The sequence below is a fragment of the Cytobacillus sp. Hz8 genome (assembly GCF_042263505.1).
GTDB lineage: Bacteria > Bacillota > Bacilli > Bacillales > Cytobacillaceae > Bacillus_BE.
Genome location: NZ_JBHKFI010000014.1, coordinates 61,188 through 80,425, shown reverse-complemented (window position 1 = coordinate 80,425; position 19,238 = coordinate 61,188). Strand labels below are relative to the sequence as shown.

Genomic DNA, 19,238 nt, shown 5'->3' with positions numbered 1-19,238 from the left:
GAAGCTTGCTATTACAGCGAATTCCGGCTTTTCCTTTTCATATATGAAATTTTCAGTAACCAAAATGGGTTAGCTTGATTTTCTGCCAAGGTAAGCATCCATAATACGTGGATCACTTAATAAATCATGAGCTTTTCCTTCTGCCACAATCTTCCCCGTTTCCAGTACATATCCATAATCAGAAATCTTCAAAGCTTGTCTAGCATTCTGCTCCACTAATAGCACTGTTGTTCCTGAATCCTTGATTTCCTTAATTATCTTAAAAATATCAGCCACGACTAGAGGGGCAAGTCCCATGGAAGGCTCATCCAATAATAGTAGCTTAGGGCGGCTTAGGATGGCTCTGGCAATCGCCAGCATTTGCTGTTGTCCACCAGAAAGAGTTCCGCCATGCTGCTTCTGTCTTTCTTTTAAGATGGGAAAGCGGTCCATCATTCTTTCGATGTCCTGTTCGACTTCCTTATCCTTGCGGTGGTAGGCACCCATTTCAAGATTTTCCAATACCGTCATTCCGGAGAGAATTTGTCTACCTTCAGGTACAAGTGCCAATCCTTTTCGTAAAAGCTGATCAGATCTAAGCCCTGTTACGTCTTCCCCTAAAAACTCAATTTTCCCTGCTTGCGGCTTAAGAAGCCCTGCCAATGTTTTCATCGTTGTAGTCTTCCCGGCACCATTTGCCCCAAGTATCGTAACAATACTGCCTTCTTCTACATGCAGATTAATATTTTTTAATACTTTAATTTTCCCATAGGATGTTGCAATACCTGATACTTTAAGCATGAGCTTCATCCTCCTCTCTGCCGAGGTAGGCCTCAATCACTTCAGGATTATTTTGGATTTCTTCAGGTGTTCCTTCTGCAATCTTTTCTCCAAAATTTAACACCGCAATACGATCACATAGATTCATGACAAACGGCATATCATGCTCAATTAATAAGACGGTAATTCCACGGGCTTGAATTTTCTTAATGAGTTCAAACAAATCACTGGTTTCTGTTTCATTCATCCCTGCCGCTGGTTCATCAAGAAGAAGAACCTGTGGATTGCTCGCCATTGCTCTTGCAATTTCTAGTCTTCTTTGTTGCCCATAAGATAAATTTTCCGAAGTCACTTCTTCATATCCGGATAAACCGACAAATTCAAGTAATTCAGCCGCATTCTTACGAGCTCTTGCTTCCTCCTGACGTTGAGACTTCGTACGAAAAACACTGCGCAAAACACCAGCCTTTCCTCTGCAATGCTCCCCAACCATGACATTTTCAATCGTCGTCATTTGTTGGAAAAGACGAATATTTTGGAAAGTCCGACAGATTCCCTTTTTAGTAATGATATGAGGCTTTTGATCACTAATTTTCTCACCTGAGAGAAGAATTTCTCCTGAGGATGGTGGAAATATTGATGTAATTAAGTTAAACATCGTCGTTTTACCAGCACCGTTTGGTCCGATTAAGCCAAATATTTCTCCTTTATTGATGGAAAAGGAAACATCCGTTAATGCATTGAGTCCTCCAAAATGCTTACATACTTTTTTGATTTGAAGTACCATGTTTTTGCCCCCTTTTTGTAAATTTCCCTTTGATCCATTGGAGCAGGTAGATGTCTAATAGTCCTTGAGGGCGAACCGCCATCATTATGATAATAATCGCACCATAAATCATATAGCGATAATCACTGATAAACCTTAGTACTTCCGGCATCAGGGTTAAAAAGGATGCTCCCAAAACCGGTCCCCAAATGACTTCACTTCCACCAAACACAGCAAAAATTAATATATCAACCGCCCGATTATAGGAGAAATCTGCAGGGCTAATATAACCTAACACATGGGCAAATAATGCACCGGCAAATCCAGCTAATAAAGCACCTTGGGCAAAAGCAAGCACCTTATAATACGTGATATTAATTCCCATCGCCTCAGCTGCTTGCTCATCCAATTTAATCGCGGAAAACGCCCGACCGACACGGGAATGATTTTGTCTACGGAAAAACCAAATGACGAAAATCGTGATTACGAGCAATAGAAAAAAGATTACAAGAAAAATAAATTGATTGTTTTGAAGGCCTACATCCATTGGATTAAAGCCCATTTCTCTTACTTTTTTTAGAATTTCTCTGCCCATATGAGGAATGCCGGATAACCCAACAGACCCACCTGTCAGTGATTCCAAATTAATAAAGAGAACGCGAATAACTTCACCTAGACCGAGTGTAACAATCGCCAAATATACCCCTTGAAGCCTTAAGGTAGGCAGACCAATAATAATGCCGAGAACTCCCGACATTAAGGCGCCACCAATAATCCCTACATAAATAGGAAGCCCAAAATGAATGGTTAATAAGGCAGACGTGTATGCTCCAATCCCCATAAACCCGGCCCCGGCCAGTGATAATTGACCAGTTGATAGAGTAATATAAATACTAATCCCTAATAGGACATTGATTAAAATAAAGGAACCTACTTGTAAGTAATACGGATTAATATATTCTGCAACCAAAAGGCTCACCTTCTAACCTCTGAAATTTTCTGTCCAAAAAGCCCCTGTGGTCTAATGAGCAGAATGACTATGATGGCAATAAAAGCAATGGCATCACGATAGCCTGAATCGCCATAGGCAACTAAAAATGTTTCAGCCAGTCCAAGAATTAATCCTCCAACCATTGCCCCTTTTACACTTCCCATACCACCAAGGATAATGATTGCCAGTCCCTTCAGTCCGATGGATAGACCCATTTGCGGGGTAACGGAATTAAAGGCCATCCCAACAAGAATGCCCGCAATCCCTCCCATAGCAGAAGCAATTATGACTGTTAGCGTGATAATTTTCTTTGTATCAACCCCAAGAATACTAGCTGTTTCTAAGTTCTCCGCTGTTGCCCTTAACGCTCTTCCAGCCCTGGTCTTTCCTAGCCATGTAGAAAGAGCAATCATTAGGATAACGGCAATGACAAAAATAGCAATTTGGACAATATAAACCGTAATTGAACCTATTTCAAAATGAATATCGGCAAAAGGAGTTCGAAAAGGATGATTTCCTGGTCCGAATAAATGATGAGTTAAGTTTTCTAGAAAAATAGAAACACCGATTGTACTAATAAGTGGGGCAAGATGCGAAACGCCTTGCTTGTTGCGAAGAGGTCGCAAAGCAACTGCCTCTAATAAATATCCTAATAGACCTGTAATAATGATAGCAGCTAAAAATGCGAGCCATAGAGGTGCGCCAAATGTGCTCGTGACCAAAACCCCAATAAAAGCTCCAAACATGAAAATTTCTCCATGAGCCATATTGATGATGCCAAGAACACCAAACACAAGCGTAAAACCTAAAGCAACAATCGCATAAATGCTACCAAGAGTGATTCCATTAATTAACTGTTCAATAAACATGATGCATCACACCTTCTAACATTTTTGTAAAAAGCCCTGATAACGACATTGTTTGATCCCCCTTCTATTAATGAAGGAGTACGGATCTAACAACACTCATTAACAGAGCCTTTATCATTTAATCTTGATTATTCAAAAATTTGGAACTTCCCATCTTTAATCTCAAGAACAGTAGGTTCCATCACAACATCTCCATCTTTATCAAATGAGATATTTCCTAATATTCCATTAAAGTCTTTCGTTTCAGCTAATGCATCACGAAGAGCATCACGATCTGCTTCTCCAGCCCGTTTTAAGGCATCTGCCATTAAATACAGTGCATCATAGGCTTGAGCTGCAAATTGGTCTGGTACATTTCCAAATTTTTCTTTATACGTACTAACGAAGTTTTGAACCTTTTCATCCTCTTTTTCTGCATACCAAGGTGTTGCTACAATGAGTCCGTTAGCAGCGTTCCCTGCAATTTTGATTACCTCTGGAGAATTAAATCCATTACCGCCGACAAACGGAACAGTAATCCCCATTTTACGAGCTTGATCCATAATGACAGCGCCTTCGTTATATAAGGCAGAGCAAAGGATTAAATCTGGTTTCAGTCCTTTAATCTTTGTTAATTGAGCATTATAGTCTGATTGTCCTTTTTGGAAGGTTTCCGTCGCTAATACTTCAAGTCCCATATCCTTGGCAGCCTGCTTCATAGTGTCATAACCTGATTTAGTAAATACATCATCATTTCCATATAAAATGGCGACTTTTTTCGCCTTATATTTATCCACAGCTTTTTTAATAGATGCTGGGATTGCTAATGATTCTGGAATCGAATTACGGAATACATAGTCCCCAATTTGTGGAATTCCTTGAGCTGTCGTAGATGTTCCCATAATAGGTACACCATTTAGATCTGCTTCTGGTCCTACGACATTCATTTCCGTGCTTAACGTTGGTCCAATAATGGCAGTTACGTTTTTGGAGTTCATTAGCTTTTGGGCCGCAGACAAAGCTTGATCCTGCTTACCCGCAGAATCCTCAATTTCGAGGTTGATTTTTACTTCACCTTTTTTATTAATTTCTTCTTGAGCAAGTTTTAGACCATTTGTTATTGCTTCCCCATAAGCTGCACCTGAACCAGATATAAATGAGACGACACCAATATCGGCTGTTATAACACCGCTATTCCCCTTACTATCTTTATCGCCCGATGCTTTTTCTCCTCCACCGCTACAAGCCGATAAAACTAGTAGACTAGAAAGAGCAGAAAACTGAATGATTCTCTTTAAATTTGTTTTCATTCTTTCGGTTAACCCCCTTTGATTTTTAAATGTCCAAATTTTCAAAACTAAATATTATTAAAGTACAAAACTATAAAAATGTAAATACTTTTTAGAATATTTAAAATATATAAATCATTCTGAACGGAAGTAAATTAGATGGCCATTATGACAGCCACCATTTTTTCTCATAGTTCAAAAAATTTTTTTCTAAAACCCGTTGTTGATTGTCAAAATTTTCATTATAATACTCTACTAAATAGATTTACTAGGAGGGTCCTAAATAATGGAGATCACAAATAAAGATGTAAAATCCACCTTTAATCACCACGCATCACAATACGACCATCAAAGAAAAAAACTAATCCCATGCTTTGATGACTTTTATTCTATTCCTATATCCTTAATTGAAGCAAAGCACGATACACCCACCATCTTAGATGTTGGAGCAGGGACGGGTATTTTTTCAGCCTATGTTAAAGAAAAATATCCAAATGCCCAGATTTCCTTAATTGATTTATCTGAAAACATGATTGAAAAAGCGAAGGCCCGTTTCCAAGACGATTCAGCGATCAGTTACATGATTGCTGATTATACAAGCTATGATTTCCAAACAAAATTTGATTTTGTGATTTCCTCTTTATCCATTCACCATTTAACGGATGCGCAAAAAGAAAAATTATATAGGAAAGTTTACAATCTACTAAATGAAGAGGGAATTTTTATTAATGCTGACCAAGTTTTAGGTTCCACACCATTTATTGAAACCATGTATAAAAACGATTGGAATTTGAAAATTGAAAGAAGTGGATTAACTAGTGAAGAACTAAAGGCAGCTCATGAACGGACGAAACTTGATAAGATGGCGACACTAGAAAATCAACTAAAATGGTTAAAAGATGCTGGTTTTAGCGAAGTTGACTGTGTCTATAAATATTTTAATTTTTCTGTACTTTATGCTCGCAAATAGAATCGTTTTTTATTATGAGGAAAAGAGATCACCGCTCCATTTCGAGCATTTTTAGCAGACTGAATTCTTAGTTGAATGGTAATCAGCAAAAGAACAACTGTACACTTTTTTTCTATGTACAGTTGTTCTAATCTCTGACAAAAAATCAAGTTTCAACTATTCAAGTTATTTCGTATAAATCAGAATCGCATCCCGTAAAAATTCCGCTGCCCCTGGTTGGATTTTATCGTAATACGCTTTGAATCGTTCATCATCTGCATACATTTGAGCAAGCCCGGCATGAGCTTCTTTACTGTACTCACTCCAATAAAAAGTGAGCCATTGTTTATGCAGTTCTGCTGCTTTTTGCGCCAACTCGCTTGCTGGATTCCCTGTCTTCATCGCTTCGGCTAAAGTAGAATTTACCTCCTCTGAAAGCTTTGTAACCCTTTCATATTCTGCTTCGGTCATATTCAGCATTTTTGCATTTGATTTATTAATCGTTTCTTCGCCATATTTTTCACGGATTTCTTTGCCATATTTTTTCTCATTATCCTCAATTAGCTTTTTCTTAAATCCTTCAAATTTTTCTTTATTAGACATGGTTCTTCTCCCTTCCATTGAATCAATCGTCTTATTAACATTTTCAATCAGCAAATCAAGCTGTTTTCTTTTTTCAAGGAGCTTTTCACGATGTTCTTTAAGTGCAATTGCTCCATCAAACGATGCTGAAGTGATGACTTCTTTAATGGTCTCTAAATTAACGCCTAGCTCCCGATAGAACAGAACTTGCTGCAGCCTATCGACCTCAGCCTGCCCATAGATTCGATATCCTGATGAATTGATTCTTGCCGGCTTAAGAATCCCGATTTCATCATAATATCTTAATGTTCTGGTGCTTACTCCAGCTAATTTTCCAAGCTTCTGCACGGTATATTCCATCTGATCACCTCCCTACCTCAGAAGATACACCTTTACGCAACGTTAAGGTCAATAGTATTGACAAAAAAATTTTTCCGAATCAATTTCTCCGTATTCAATCTGGATATAAAGTGAAACTTCCATCAGTGGGGGTTTTCGACGCACAGGACGTGAAGTGTGCAGACTTATGTGTTGACGTCGCGCTTTTAGTCTGCCATTCATCCCCCACTGATGGTTAGTCACGCAGAGCCTGATTGATTTTTCTAAGGGCTGAAGCCCAAAGAAAAATCTTATTTCACTTATCACGCTCATAACGCCACATCCTGTGGCTTCGCCTGACTAGGACCTCCTGTCCGTCGTCGGACCTTTACGGACAGTTGATCTCCCACTTATCTTCTTCGTATTCTCAGAATCTTGAAGTGGGAGTCAAAATGTCCGTTAAGAGTGGGATAAAAAAATCCAATGACCTCCTCGTCATTGGATTCTCAAAATCTATATCAACAGATTTTTACAAATCTGATATTTTATTAAATTAATTAATAAGTAAAAATACCAGAAAGCTATAATTCTAACCAAAAGTTTCATGCCGCTTTGCGAGAGCTTATATTCTTCATTCTTTCTCTAATGACAGACACTAGAATAGAGCTGCCAAGCCATAAGAATAATCCTAAGATAATACTAAACATCCAATTGTTCGTTACCTTCAAGACCAAAAGGACCGTTGCTACACATACTACGCCGCCAATCATCCCATAAACGGATCCATTGGCTATCTTTGCTGCCTTTTTTGAGCCTGAAGCTATTCCCACCATCAATACGGCTGTAAGCATCACCGCTGGAAATGCGGCAAAGATCCCTGCTAATAGCTTCCAGGGAGAAATGACTGTCACAATATAGCTGAGCATGACAGCTGTACCACCTAATAAAAAACGAAGAATTAAATCATGCTTATTCAAGAGAATCACCTTTTCTTCATTAGTGAGATGTGACGATTGCAACAACCATTGAAACAACAAACCAACATACGGTCGCTTGAATTAATCCAAGCTTCCAGCCCTGTCTTGGTAAAAGATAGCCAGTGGCAATAGCCACAACAATATTAATGACCATCCCAATGATTGCTCCTTTTGAAAGCAATATCGAATGCGAAATCAGCTCTGCTCCGCTTAAATCTAAATGAGCAGTAAGTAATGCCGCTAAGTATACAGCTGGAAATGCGGCAAAAATACCGCCAGCTCTCTCACCTAAAAGCTTTGCAATCAACGTTGAACCAAGGACTGCGGTTCCACCCAATAAGAATCGTATCACCAAGGCACTTATGGAAATCTCGGCCATTACATACCACCTCTATTAACCATTGGCTCAGCCTGCTTAGAAGATTTAGAACTATCGAGGACTGTATGCTCTTTCTTTTTATAAGCTAGCCAATAGGCCATCGCGATAAATAATGCGCCGCCAACCGCGTTTCCTAAATACACTGGGACGAAGTTTCCTAAATAATCTAACCAAGTAAAATACCCTGCTAGTATTGCAGCAGGAATGACAAACATATTAGCTACTATATGCTGAAAACCAATTGACACGAAGGCCATTGTTGGGAACCAGATTCCCGCAATCTTCCCCATCATATCTTCTGATCCATAAGAAAGCCATACAGCTGCAGCAACAAGCCAGTTACAGCCAATTCCTGAAAAGAACGCTTGAATAAAAGAATCTCCAAGCTTATGCTCAGCAAGGTCTACGGTTTTCGCTAAAAACGGACCCGTTTCTGTTAATCCAATTACATGACCAAAAAAGTAAGCCACAAAAATAGCTCCAATAAAGTTACTAATTGTAACTAGTAACCAGTTTTTTAATAACTGACTCGTTCTCACCCTTTTAGCCATTCTAGAAAGTGCGACGACCATCATATTTCCTGTAAGAAGCTCTCCCCCTGCAATTAAGGTAAGAATAAGTCCAATTGGGAAAACAGCTCCACCTAATAAATTCGTAAATCCTGCTGCAACACCTGTTAATGGAGCGGTAATTCGAATATATAACAAGTAGCCTAATGCAATAAATGCACCTGCTTCAAAACCCAAAATCATGGTTGTTAAGGCAGGATAGGACGTTTTTTTGATTCCGTTTTTAATCGTTACGTCTACTATTTGCTCCGGTTTGTAGAATGATGACATGTTGATCATTTCCTTTCAAAAAACATTCCTTTTCTTTTTTTCTATGGAATATTTTTATTGTGCACTAATTCACAAAACAACATAGTTTATTTTAACCCATTTTCTTACCAATCCATGTGAACATTTCTTTAAGGTTTTCGAAGCGTTTTCATAAATGATAGGACTTATTAAAGAAAGTCTTCCTATCTGTTTCTCTCTATTAGACGATTCTGTTATTCTTATGATAAACCGATCAATGAAGGAGAGATTCCATGTATGACCATCAACAATATATAAGAAAAGTCGAAGTCAAACGGGAGGCTGTTCCCTCCTTTCATACCTATCCTTTTAACCTCCCTTGTATCAAGAATCTTCACGATCTGCCCCTGCATCCAAAGGTAACCTATATTGTTGGAGAAAATGGCATGGGAAAATCCACATTACTTGAAGCCATTGCGATTGCCTATGGCTTTAACTCAGAAGGAGGTAGTTTTAATTTCAACTTTTCAACTTTTGATACTCATTCACAACTAGACCACTATATTAAACTTATTAAGGGAGTTGAAAAACCAAAGGATGGCTTCTTTCTTCGTGCAGAAACCTTCTATAACCTAGCCACAAATATCGAAGAACTGGATAAAGAACCAGGAGGAGGCAGAATCATTGATTCCTTCGGTGGTCTCTCTCTTCACGAGCAATCACATGGGGAATCCTTCTTTGCAGCATTTATGAATCGTTTTTGGGGGAATGGGGTGTATATATTAGATGAACCGGAAGCAGCCATTTCTCCCCTTCGCCAATTATCAATGATTTCAAGAATGCACGAACTAATTCATCATCATTCACAATTTATCATTGCTACCCATTCACCCATTTTGATGGCTTACCCAGATTCCATCATTTATGAATTAACTGAAAATGGAATCCAAGAAACCACACTTGAGGAAACGAATCACTATAAGATTATGAAGCATTTTTTCGAAGATAAGGAACGGCTTCTTTTCCATTTATTTAAATAAGAATAGGATTTACGTTGACGTACGAATTATCTCGATTCACGATAATTGACAGAGTATTGACAATGTGACTTTGTCACTGAATCACGATGCCCTTTTACCTTATTTTTTAATTAGCTAACTAAAAGATTAGACTAAATAATGTGCATTATTTAGTCAGAGAAGTTAATAATTTTTCGCTTGGTTAGCCAAATAAGTACAAAGGGGCTGGTGGTTTGAAGAAAAATATTGGAGCGACCGACAGAACGATTCGATTCCTATTAGGCATAGCATTTATCTCATTGTTTTTCCTATTGGATGGGGGAATGAAATATATTAGTTTAATAGGTGTAGTGTTAATAATTACTGCTTTCCTAAAGTTTTGTCCATTGTATCCACTGTTGCGAGTGAATACGTGTGCAAAAAAGAATTCTCTAAAAATGTAGCATTAATCATCTATCTTTCCCAATTCAGAAAGCCCCTAGTTGTTTCAACTAGGGGCAACTTGTCTTTCCCTGCCATTTACACTTGAACTTGATCCAGTAACTGCTTCACATTTTCCGTTAGTTTATATTGATTTTGAACACTTTCTTCTACTTCTTTAATCGCTAATGATACTTCTGAAACATTATCTAATATTTCTTCCGCACTAGATGCATTTTGCATAGTCGTGGCTGAAATTTCTTGAATGGCCATGTTGACCTCTTTTATCGAACTCGCCATTTCACTTGAGGAATCTGCAATATCAATAGACATTTGATTTATAAAATCAGCATCCTTTTCGTACTGAATTCCTATTTGAATAAATTTTTCATAATCTGGCTTCACTTCCGTATTCATATAATGCAAAATGTCTTTTGAGTTATTGGTTAGGTTGCTAAAGGAACTTTGAACTTTTCCAATGACATTTCGAATGTTTTCCACAGATTTTGAAGATTGTTCAGCCAATTTTCTTATTTCATCAGCTACTACAGAAAATCCTTTTCCTGCTTCACCAGCCCTGGCAGCTTCAATTGAGGCATTTAATGCTAAAAGATTCGTTTGCTCCGCAATACTTCCAATTGTATCAGCCAAAATAGTGATTTCCTGCACTACTTTTGAGTCCTCAATAGCTTTCATTATCTTTTCTTCTTTTTCCACATAGATTTCTTCCGAAGAATCCACAGAATGCTTAGCATCTTCCATGACCTTAGAGGCTCTTTCTTTAATTTGTTCAGCTAAATTTCCTGCATCTTTTGCTTTTTCTGCTAATCTATTAGTAGAGGAATCTATACCTTCAATAGCCGCACTTATTTGCTGAGTTGTAGCACTTAATTCCATCGATCCTTGTGTCATGACATTCATCGTATCAATAACATCTTGAATAATATAAGTAAGCTCTGTTGCTGTTGCAGATAACTCCTCTGAATGACCTCCAACCTCATAAACTCCCACTTTTAAATTAGCAACGAGATTGCGGGTTTTATCGGTTACTTCATTTAGCGCAAGCATTAATTCACCAAGATGTTGATTTTCCTTAGTGGTAATTTCCGTAAAATCACCTGATTTTATTTTCTCTGATACTAATTCAAATTGAGAAAGCTTATTAGCCAAAAGGAGCGCGGACCAAATGCCAAAAATAATAACTGCAATGGAACCAACTATCGCGATCCAAAATTGAATTTCTTTATTGCCCCATAAGGTCCCTCCCATAATGATTACACCAATGATGATAAAGGGAAAGATTTGTTTAATAAAACCCATTCTATAATTCTTCATTTTGACCCACCTAATTTTATGTATTATTTCCCTGCTTATGACTCATCTAATATTTATAAAGCATTGCACAGGCTGTTGAACCTGCTCCAACAGACCAAAAAACAACGTAATCGTCCTTTTTCACTTGACCAACATTAACGGCATGTTCAAATGCCATAAAAGGACTGGCAGCCCCTGTATAACCATACTTCGTTCCGACAATAGGAAACTTTTTAACATCCTCATGAAATGCTTCCTGGACTTTATAAATATTTTTCCTTGAGAGCTGGGAGAAGCAAAAGGCTTGAATATCTGAAGGCGTTAATTGATTCCTATTCAATAACTTTTCAATCAGCTCTACAGTAGTCTTAAAAGCATTGTCATTACTTACATTTTCCCATTTTACACGTTTTTCATAGAGATCTGTTTTATGGTCATATAGTTTAGATAAACCGCATGCTGGCAACGCTATTTTTTCAAGAGATTCTGTATTTACTTTATAGACCGAATCAATAAAACCTCGATCCGTATTATGCTGCTTTTCTAATATGGCAGCTGATGCCCCATCACCAAAGCTAGCATAGGTTAATTCGTCTTCTTTGCTTGCATAACGATGCAACTGTTCTGATCCAACAATTAAAGCCCGTTCCATATTGGGATTAGCCAGCATATTACGGCTAATTTGCTCCACTGCCACAATCATCCCAACACAAGCCGCATTCATATCGTACACGATGGACTCTTCTTTCCCATTTAAAGCATGGTGAATTGCAACGGAGTTTGGAGGTGCAAGATATTCAGGTGTGGCTGAAACAAAAACAATCATATCTAGATCCTCACCTGTTAATCCCGTTTTCTTTAATACGTTTTTAGAGGCCTCAATCGCCATGGTTAGTGTTGTTTCAGTCTGGTAATCAGCTACAAATCGATTCTCTCTCCCAAGTGCTTCAAGCAAACGATCGATTTCCTTACCTTGACGACTAAAATGATCAATATAATAACGATTATTTACTGCTTTTTCTGGATGGTAGACAGCTACATCTCTTAATGTAATACTTGTTGACATTACTAACTTAACCCCTTATCTTTATGTTTTTCTATAATCATAATTTCTTCCTATCCCTAAATACTTGCAGCTACCTCTAAGGCCTCTTGTAAACTAGAAATAAATTCTCCTGTAAATCCAACATTTTTAGCAATTCGTTTACATTGTAGGCGAGGTGTCACTCTTTCTGGATTAACAATAAATACTTTTTTAAAGCCTAAGCTTGTATATAAGGCATAGCTTTTCTCAAGAATCGGCAAAATTTCTGGTTTAAAGGTTTTTAACTGAGCCCCATCTGCAATCAAGGTGTACTCACTTGGATTTAGCTTTGAAACTTCATTCTTTAAATTTCCCACAAAATTTGCCGCACTTTCTGCACCAGCAAAACCATTAATGGTAATAATAAATGCCCTATGTCTTGTGTCTGTTTGAAAATCTGTAATTGAAGACATTTCCATCCTCCCTTTCCTTAACACTGTTTCTTTAAATAATTGGTCCTAGTTATTTTTTCATACAAACCTTATATCGGAATATTTCTTCTAATCTTTTATAAATCTTAACAATTGATTCATTTTTTCTCAAAAATAGATGTGCGATTATCCAAGCGATAGATTAAAAATCTCTCATATGGATTATGATCGTATATTCTAGGCAAAATGATTTCTTGTTTCAGCTCAAACAATGTTTGATTTTCTAGAAAATAGAGATAATCATCTGAACAATAATATAAAATCAATTCTACCTCTCGCTCAGATTGTTCCATTGAAATCAGAATATTTTTGACAATATTCATAAAGATTTGAATAGAAAAGGGATTAAAGAAATAAAATCGATTGTCTAACGGATCGATTGGATACTCTTCCGCAATACCATGAAAAAATCGGATTCCTTCCCCACCCTTTCTCATTTTCTTAAGATACCCTTTACGATTCTCAAGCGCTTGTTGATACAAATCTCCGCTCATTTCAACGCCAACAGTGGAGCAGTTAGATAAATAATGAAGGTAAAAAACTAATCTGCCTTTCCCACAACCAAAATCAACAATATGATCATGGCTCTTTAATTCATATTGTTTAAACAATACCTCTAAGGCACTATATGGAGTTGGCTCATACCGATAATAGTGAAAGGAATGATGAGTTTCTTCCTGTTCCCCTCTTGTCCGAATGTTTAGAAGGTCGTCGTAATAATGTTCTTTCATGAAATCTCACCTTTTCTAAATAGTAATCACATGAGCATAATTACCATATAATTTTGTAAGCATAATTTTTCTACAATAATTTTTATAAAAAAGCGTAAAAGACTACTACTACTTATCCTATCTTTTCACATTGAACAAGAAAAGAGTAAATCATTCGAAATGATTTACTCTCAGAAAACTGAATCTTCCACCTACAATCAAATAATTGGGGTGATGGAATAATCGCCATAAAAATACTTACATTTAATGAATAAACAGGGCCTGAAGAAAGCGCTTTATTTTTTGAGATAATTTTATTGACATCAACATTTAATTCGTGATAATATAAATATTTTTAATATTTTTTCAAACTTATGATATACTATTATATGTAAGTAATTTTGGAGGTGAAAGGGTTGTTTCAAGTCGGTGATAAAGTTTTTTATCCAATGAATGGAGCAGGTATCATTAAGGCGATCGAACAAAAGGAAATTTTGGGAGAAAAGCAGGAATATTGTGTGATTACCATCCCCATTAATAATATGGATGTGATGATTCCCCTAAAAAAAATGGATCAATTAGGTGTTAGATCAATAGTTGATCCGAAAACATTAAACCATATCTTATTTGATTTTCACCATAAAAAACCAAATGCTTTCCTTCCCTGGAAGGAAAGATATAATGTAAATATGCAGAAGATAAAAACAGGAAGCATGCATGATTCCACGGAAGTGATCCGTGATTTATTATATCGCAGTATGGAAAAATCACTTAATTCAACAGAAAAACAAATGTTGCACCAAGCCCAAAAAAATGTCATCAGTGAAATGATTCTTATTAAGGATATTACAGAGAACCAAGCTGCTGAACTTTTAAAACTAACTAGCTGAGTATGATCTGCCACCATTCTTTCATCAGGTGGTTTTTTCATTTTCCCACAAATCAGCCCTCATATATGCAGGAAAGCGTTCTGCTGCATGGGCAGCAAAACGCCATCCTCTTTGATTCTTTCATAATGATTATGCGACATTCTATTTAATCGCACCATTTGTAACGCCACTGATTATTCCTTGCAATCTCTAAAGGCAGCCATTGAGTTCGTTAATAGCGTTAATATAACCACACTTATCGTAATAAAAGCACTATTTCTTAATGTTGCAAAAAAAGTTTTTCCGTCTGATGCCTTTTTATCATCACCATTTTCACAACCTGCTAATAAAGAAGCACCAAGAGTCAAAGCCATTTACTCCGCTAACTATTTTTTTGTCGTATTCTTCATCATGAATTTCTCCAAACAAATGGTTATTTAGTAAGTTTATAAACGCGAGTTTCATAAGGCTTTAAAGAAAATTTATTCAAATCATCCTCATTTGAAGGGTAATTGTGAATCAATAATTTTTTCTCAGCAAAGTGGATATCCTCAGGTAAAACAAAATCCGGTTGATTTTCTGAAAAATTGCAGATGACCAAGAGCTGCTCCTGCCCCAAAGTTCGGATATAGGCGTATATTTCTTCATGCTCATCTAATATGAGATCGTAGCTACCATGAACAACGATGTCATTTTCTTTTCTTAATTGAATCAGCCTTTTATAAAAGTGAAATATTGAATCTGGATTTTGAAGGGCATTCTTAACATTCACTTCTTTGTAATTTGGATTCACCGATAGCCAAGACTCTGCCGTTGAAAACCCAGCCTGTTCAGAATCGTCCCATTGCATCGGGGTTCTTGCATTATCCCTGCTTCTTGCATGAAGGGCCTTCATCATCTCTTCAGGCTTTTTCCCATTTTCCAAGACGAATTCATTATATGCATTGATAGATTCAATATCACGATAATCTGCAATGCTATCAAATTTTACATTGGTCATTCCAATTTCCTGACCTTGATAAATAAAAGGAGTCCCTTCCATCATATGAAGACAAGTGGCAAGCATTTTGGCACTTTGTTCTCGATATTCTTGATCATTTCCAAAACGCGAAACACTTCTTGGCTGATCATGATTTTCCCAGTAAAGACTGTTCCAGCCTTCAGATTCAAGGCCCTTCTGCCATCTTGACATGATTTGCTTTAATTCTGTTAGCTTCCAAGGTAAATTACTCCATTTCCCCTCAGGACCGCTGCCAACATCCATATGTTCAAATTGGAAAACCATATTCAATTCATGGCGATCCTCACTTGTATAAAGCTTTGCTTCCTCTGGAGTAACACCAGGCGTTTCCCCGACGGTCATAATATCATAATACTGTGAGAGCACTTTCTTATTCATTTCTTGTAAAAATGCATGAACTTTTGGGCCATTCATATAGTTCTTTGCCCCATCACCATATTTCTTTCCTGGATTTACTTCTCCCTGTAAATACCGCTGGTCCTTTGAAATAAGATTAATAACATCCATACGGAAGCCATCTATTCCTTTATCAAGCCACCATTTCATCATGCAATACACTTCTTGCCGAAGTTTTGGATTTTCCCAATTCAAATCCGGTTGCTTTTTGCTAAATAAATGCAAATAGTATTCCCCGGTATTTTCGTCATATTGCCATACCGATCCACTGAAGAAGGATTCCCAATTAGTGGGCTCTTTCCCATTTACTCCCGGTTTCCAAATATAATAATCACGCTTATCATTATCTTTTGAGGACTTGGACTTAACAAACCAAGCATGTTCATCAGAAGAATGGTTAACCACTAAATCCATAATAATTTTGATTCCTTTTTGATGTGCTTTTGCAAGGAGTTCATCAAAATCTTCCATTGTTCCAAACTCATCCATAATGTCTTGATAATCACTAATATCATATCCATTATCGTCATTTGGAGATTTATAGACGGGAGATAGCCATATTACATCAATCCCAAGCTCCTTTAAATAATCAAGCTTTGAAGTAATTCCTTTTAAATCACCAATTCCATCTCCATTACTATCTTTAAAGCTGCGCGGATAAATCTGGTAAATGACACTATTTTTCCACCAATTATTCATCTTTTACCTCCGATTAGTAAACGTTTACTTTTTTGTAAAAAAAATAAATTCTACTTTTTTTTCTATTTTTAAAGGCTTTTATAAAATTCACAAGGAGTAAAGCACCATATTTCAAGTTAAACATTTAAAACAAAGGACTTATTATTTTCCTATGTTTTTTACTGTTTTTCTTTCTATTATGTTATGCTGCAAAATTCTACTGCTAACCATTTTTCCTGTTTGCAGCATTTCATACAGCATTTCAGCTCCCTCACACCCCATATCATATAAAGGCTGTGCCAATGTGGTTAGTGGAGGGTTTATCATTTTTGCTAACTTCGTATTATCATAACCAATTATGGATAATTGATCAGGAACCTTAATCCCTAATTCATAAGCTCTTGATAATACTCCAGCGGCCAATTCATCACTACTTGCAAAAATGGCTGTCACATCTATGGCTCTATTGAATATCTCAGACACGCCTTTGTAACCGCTATCAAAATCGAAATTAAGATAGCTAATAAACCATTCTTCCTTAAAGTGAATACCATGATTTTGAAGAGCTTTTTTATAACCTGAAATTCTGGGAATCCCTGCAATCGGATCTTCTTTATTCCCGCTAATCATTGCAATGCGCTCATGCCCATTATTAATCAAATACTGAGTTGCATTGAAGGCTGCTTGAAAATCATCCACCTTAATATAAGGAATTTGAAAATCAGTCGATAAGGTAGAAAGTAAAACTACCGGAACCTTCATTTCAGCAAGAGTTTTATAATATTCTTCTTTTAAAACTTCACTAGCAAAAATAATGCCGTCTACTCTCTTCTCCGATAATAGCTTTAAATAGTCCATCGTCCGTTTTCCGTTGCAGTCCGTATTGCAGACAATTACGCTAGAACCTTGCTGATGAGATACATCCTCTATCCCTTTTATCACCTCTGAGGCAACCATGGATGAAAGCTCTGGAAACAACACCCCAATCGTTTGGGTTCTTTTGTTAATTAATCCTCTTGCAACACCATTTGGTTGGTATCCTAATTCTGCGATTGCCTTTAGAACACGATCCTTCGTTTCCTCAGAATATCCAGGTTTATTATTCAAAATCCGCGAAACGGTTGCAATCGACACATTAGACTGTCTAGCAACATCTTTAATTGTAGGATTCATCTCATCACCTCATTTTCCAAGAAAACTCTTTCTACACAATAGGACCAAAATCATTTCATTGGCTTCTACTCATTTTCAACTTAGAATACCTTACGCAAAACGTAAACGTTTACGTTTCGAATGCGTTTTCATAATAATTTATTTTTAGTCTTCTGTCAATTATATATATAAAAAGATCCGACCTTACTACTCTAGTAAACAGCCGAATCTTATTTTAGCACACAAGGAATTAAACATTTTTTAAAACATACTAGCCAATCGATTCCACTACGATAACAGACCAGCCTTTTCCTTTATAGGCATTATAACCTTCTGTTAAACAATAAGCATATATCTGATTGTTTTCTACAATATAACCTCGCTTATCCTTTCCTGATAAGACATTTTCTACAGCCTGCAAATGGTTAAGCTTAGTATCAAGAATTTCTGAGCGATCTTTAGAAGCGATCACATAGCCTTCTGAATTGATCACATAAAGCTTACTCTTTTCATCAATTTTCACTCTTTCAATAATATCAAAGATATATTCCCAATTAAATCTCGTTGTGAAAACACCAATCATCTCACCCGCATCATTTCGCACAGGGCAGGAAAAACCGATTGTATATCCTCCAACCACAGAAGAATTATACATATCTGTCACATAGACTTGATTAGTCCTAATGGTTTCTTGGAACCATTTTCGATCGGACATATCCTTTCCTACTTGATATTGATTTTGTGATGCAACAAGAATTTCTCCTGATAAATCAACAACAAATAAATCAAAATACACTTCATAAATCTGATAAATATTTTGAAGAAGTTCTTGAGCAGCCTTTCTCGATTCTTCTGTTGGATTCAGTAAACATTCTTTAATCGCATCAAAAGTTGCCCACGCCTGCACATCACAATTTCTTTCAAATAAGTTCCGGTCAATTTTATCAATCGTATCATAAGCCACATCAACTGTCCGAACGGCAATTACTTCATTTGCCTTATTTTGAATGCTTTTAATAAGCAATTCACTTTCTTTACTAGCTTTTAAACTTTCCTCTGCAAATTTCTTTATTTCTGTTGCAACCACCGAAAAGCCCCTGCCTGCCTCCCCAGCTCGGGCCGCTTCAATACCGGAATTCAATGCCAGTATATTAGATTTCATTGATATATCGCGAATTTTCTTCATGACCCCTTGCATTTCATGATTCTCGCGCTTTAAATCATTCATTAATAGCGAGACATTTAGATTATTTTCTATTGCATTTTTCAATGAGATTACCCCTTCAATTGTAATATGAATTCCCCAAGTTTTTTTTCCTATTAGATCCATTCTATCAAATTATCAAATCGGTTTAAATCATATGTGTTTCATAAATTTTGAAAATTCAGCAAATAACCCATATAAAGTTCAACTAACCATCAGTGGGGGGTTCGACGCACAGGACGTGCTAGTGCAGACGTTGTGATTGACGTCGAGCTTTTAGTCTGT

At 36.8% G+C, this 19,238-nt stretch carries 21 protein-coding genes; 4 read left to right on the top strand and 17 right to left on the bottom strand.

The features are described from left to right. Positions 1–69: 69 nt before the first annotated feature. The 5 genes from ACE38V_RS16285 to ACE38V_RS16265 all read right to left on the bottom strand — a co-directional run bounded on the left by ACE38V_RS16285 (position 70) and on the right by ACE38V_RS16265 (position 4,674). Complete coding sequence (locus ACE38V_RS16285) at positions 70–780, bottom strand: ABC transporter ATP-binding protein (protein ID WP_375842819.1); 711 nt, start codon at positions 778–780, stop codon at positions 70–72. Then, on the bottom strand, positions 773–1,546 hold the full coding sequence (locus ACE38V_RS16280) for an ABC transporter ATP-binding protein (RefSeq protein WP_375842817.1): 774 nt from the start codon (positions 1,544–1,546) through the stop codon (positions 773–775). Before ACE38V_RS16280 ends, ACE38V_RS16285 begins: the two co-directional genes overlap by 8 nt. After that, entirely contained in the window at positions 1,518–2,495 is a 978-nt protein-coding gene (locus ACE38V_RS16275; protein WP_375842815.1) for a branched-chain amino acid ABC transporter permease, read from the bottom strand. Before ACE38V_RS16275 ends, ACE38V_RS16280 begins: the two co-directional genes overlap by 29 nt. Before the next feature lie 5 nt (positions 2,496–2,500). Then, positions 2,501–3,385: a branched-chain amino acid ABC transporter permease gene (locus tag ACE38V_RS16270; RefSeq protein WP_375842814.1), complete on the bottom strand. Its 885-nt coding sequence runs from the start codon at positions 3,383–3,385 to the stop codon at positions 2,501–2,503. A gap of 128 nt (positions 3,386–3,513) precedes the next feature. Beyond that, complete coding sequence (locus tag ACE38V_RS16265) at positions 3,514–4,674, bottom strand: ABC transporter substrate-binding protein (RefSeq protein ID WP_375842812.1); 1,161 nt, start codon at positions 4,672–4,674, stop codon at positions 3,514–3,516. A gap of 265 nt (positions 4,675–4,939) precedes the next feature. Here ACE38V_RS16265 and ACE38V_RS16260 point away from each other — a divergent pair, with 265 nt between their 5' ends. Continuing rightward, entirely contained in the window at positions 4,940–5,623 is a 684-nt protein-coding gene (locus ACE38V_RS16260) for a class I SAM-dependent methyltransferase (protein WP_375842810.1), read from the top strand. A 165-nt stretch (positions 5,624–5,788) separates the two neighbouring features. On the opposite strand, the gene ACE38V_RS16255 is transcribed toward ACE38V_RS16260, so the two are convergent. From ACE38V_RS16255 to ACE38V_RS16240, 4 genes are all read right to left on the bottom strand, one after another. Next, complete coding sequence (locus ACE38V_RS16255; RefSeq protein ID WP_375842809.1) at positions 5,789–6,544, bottom strand: MerR family transcriptional regulator; 756 nt, start codon at positions 6,542–6,544, stop codon at positions 5,789–5,791. 560 nt (positions 6,545–7,104) lie between these two features. Continuing rightward, a complete protein-coding gene (locus tag ACE38V_RS16250; RefSeq protein WP_375842808.1) occupies positions 7,105–7,479 on the bottom strand; it encodes a DUF3147 family protein in 375 nt (124 codons plus the stop codon). A gap of 19 nt (positions 7,480–7,498) precedes the next feature. After that, positions 7,499–7,858: a DUF3147 family protein gene (locus ACE38V_RS16245; RefSeq protein ID WP_375842806.1), complete on the bottom strand. Its 360-nt coding sequence runs from the start codon at positions 7,856–7,858 to the stop codon at positions 7,499–7,501. Further along, positions 7,858–8,697: a formate/nitrite transporter family protein gene (locus ACE38V_RS16240; RefSeq protein WP_375842804.1), complete on the bottom strand. Its 840-nt coding sequence runs from the start codon at positions 8,695–8,697 to the stop codon at positions 7,858–7,860. The genes ACE38V_RS16245 and ACE38V_RS16240 overlap by 1 nt, the downstream gene beginning before the upstream one ends. Positions 8,698–8,948: 251 nt before the next feature. Between ACE38V_RS16240 and ACE38V_RS16235 the strand changes: the two genes are divergently transcribed. Beyond that, complete coding sequence (locus tag ACE38V_RS16235; protein ID WP_375842803.1) at positions 8,949–9,695, top strand: AAA family ATPase; 747 nt, start codon at positions 8,949–8,951, stop codon at positions 9,693–9,695. A 212-nt stretch (positions 9,696–9,907) separates the two neighbouring features. Further along, positions 9,908–10,117, top strand: coding sequence for a YgaP family membrane protein (locus ACE38V_RS16230; protein ID WP_375842802.1), 210 nt, complete (start codon positions 9,908–9,910; stop codon positions 10,115–10,117). 76 nt (positions 10,118–10,193) lie between these two features. On the opposite strand, the gene ACE38V_RS16225 is transcribed toward ACE38V_RS16230, so the two are convergent. The 4 genes from ACE38V_RS16225 to ACE38V_RS16210 form a co-directional block, all read right to left on the bottom strand. Continuing rightward, positions 10,194–11,429 carry a methyl-accepting chemotaxis protein gene (locus ACE38V_RS16225; RefSeq protein ID WP_375842801.1) on the bottom strand — a complete coding sequence of 412 codons (1,236 nt, stop codon included), beginning with the start codon at positions 11,427–11,429 and terminating at the stop codon, positions 10,194–10,196. A gap of 46 nt (positions 11,430–11,475) precedes the next feature. Then, positions 11,476–12,474, bottom strand: coding sequence for a 3-oxoacyl-[acyl-carrier-protein] synthase III C-terminal domain-containing protein (locus ACE38V_RS16220; protein WP_375842799.1), 999 nt, complete (start codon positions 12,472–12,474; stop codon positions 11,476–11,478). A gap of 56 nt (positions 12,475–12,530) precedes the next feature. Continuing rightward, positions 12,531–12,905: a hypothetical protein gene (locus ACE38V_RS16215; RefSeq protein WP_375842797.1), complete on the bottom strand. Its 375-nt coding sequence runs from the start codon at positions 12,903–12,905 to the stop codon at positions 12,531–12,533. A 116-nt stretch (positions 12,906–13,021) separates the two neighbouring features. Further along, positions 13,022–13,654: an SAM-dependent methyltransferase gene (locus ACE38V_RS16210; protein WP_375842795.1), complete on the bottom strand. Its 633-nt coding sequence runs from the start codon at positions 13,652–13,654 to the stop codon at positions 13,022–13,024. Positions 13,655–14,049: 395 nt separating this feature from the next. On the opposite strand from ACE38V_RS16210, the gene ACE38V_RS16205 reads away from it, so the two are divergent. Continuing rightward, on the top strand, positions 14,050–14,523 hold the full coding sequence (locus tag ACE38V_RS16205; RefSeq protein WP_375842793.1) for a CarD family transcriptional regulator: 474 nt from the start codon (positions 14,050–14,052) through the stop codon (positions 14,521–14,523). Positions 14,524–14,696: 173 nt separating this feature from the next. Here the strand turns inward: ACE38V_RS16205 and ACE38V_RS16200 are convergent, their stop codons facing one another. The 4 genes from ACE38V_RS16200 to ACE38V_RS16185 all read right to left on the bottom strand — a co-directional run bounded on the left by ACE38V_RS16200 (position 14,697) and on the right by ACE38V_RS16185 (position 19,019). Next, complete coding sequence (locus ACE38V_RS16200; RefSeq protein ID WP_375842791.1) at positions 14,697–14,870, bottom strand: hypothetical protein; 174 nt, start codon at positions 14,868–14,870, stop codon at positions 14,697–14,699. A 65-nt stretch (positions 14,871–14,935) separates the two neighbouring features. Continuing rightward, positions 14,936–16,618: a glycoside hydrolase family 13 protein gene (locus ACE38V_RS16195; protein WP_375842789.1), complete on the bottom strand. Its 1,683-nt coding sequence runs from the start codon at positions 16,616–16,618 to the stop codon at positions 14,936–14,938. A gap of 141 nt (positions 16,619–16,759) precedes the next feature. Then, on the bottom strand, positions 16,760–17,770 hold the full coding sequence (locus ACE38V_RS16190) for a LacI family DNA-binding transcriptional regulator (protein WP_375842787.1): 1,011 nt from the start codon (positions 17,768–17,770) through the stop codon (positions 16,760–16,762). A 250-nt stretch (positions 17,771–18,020) separates the two neighbouring features. Further along, entirely contained in the window at positions 18,021–19,019 is a 999-nt protein-coding gene (locus ACE38V_RS16185) for a methyl-accepting chemotaxis protein (RefSeq protein WP_375842785.1), read from the bottom strand. Positions 19,020–19,238: the final 219 nt, after the last annotated feature.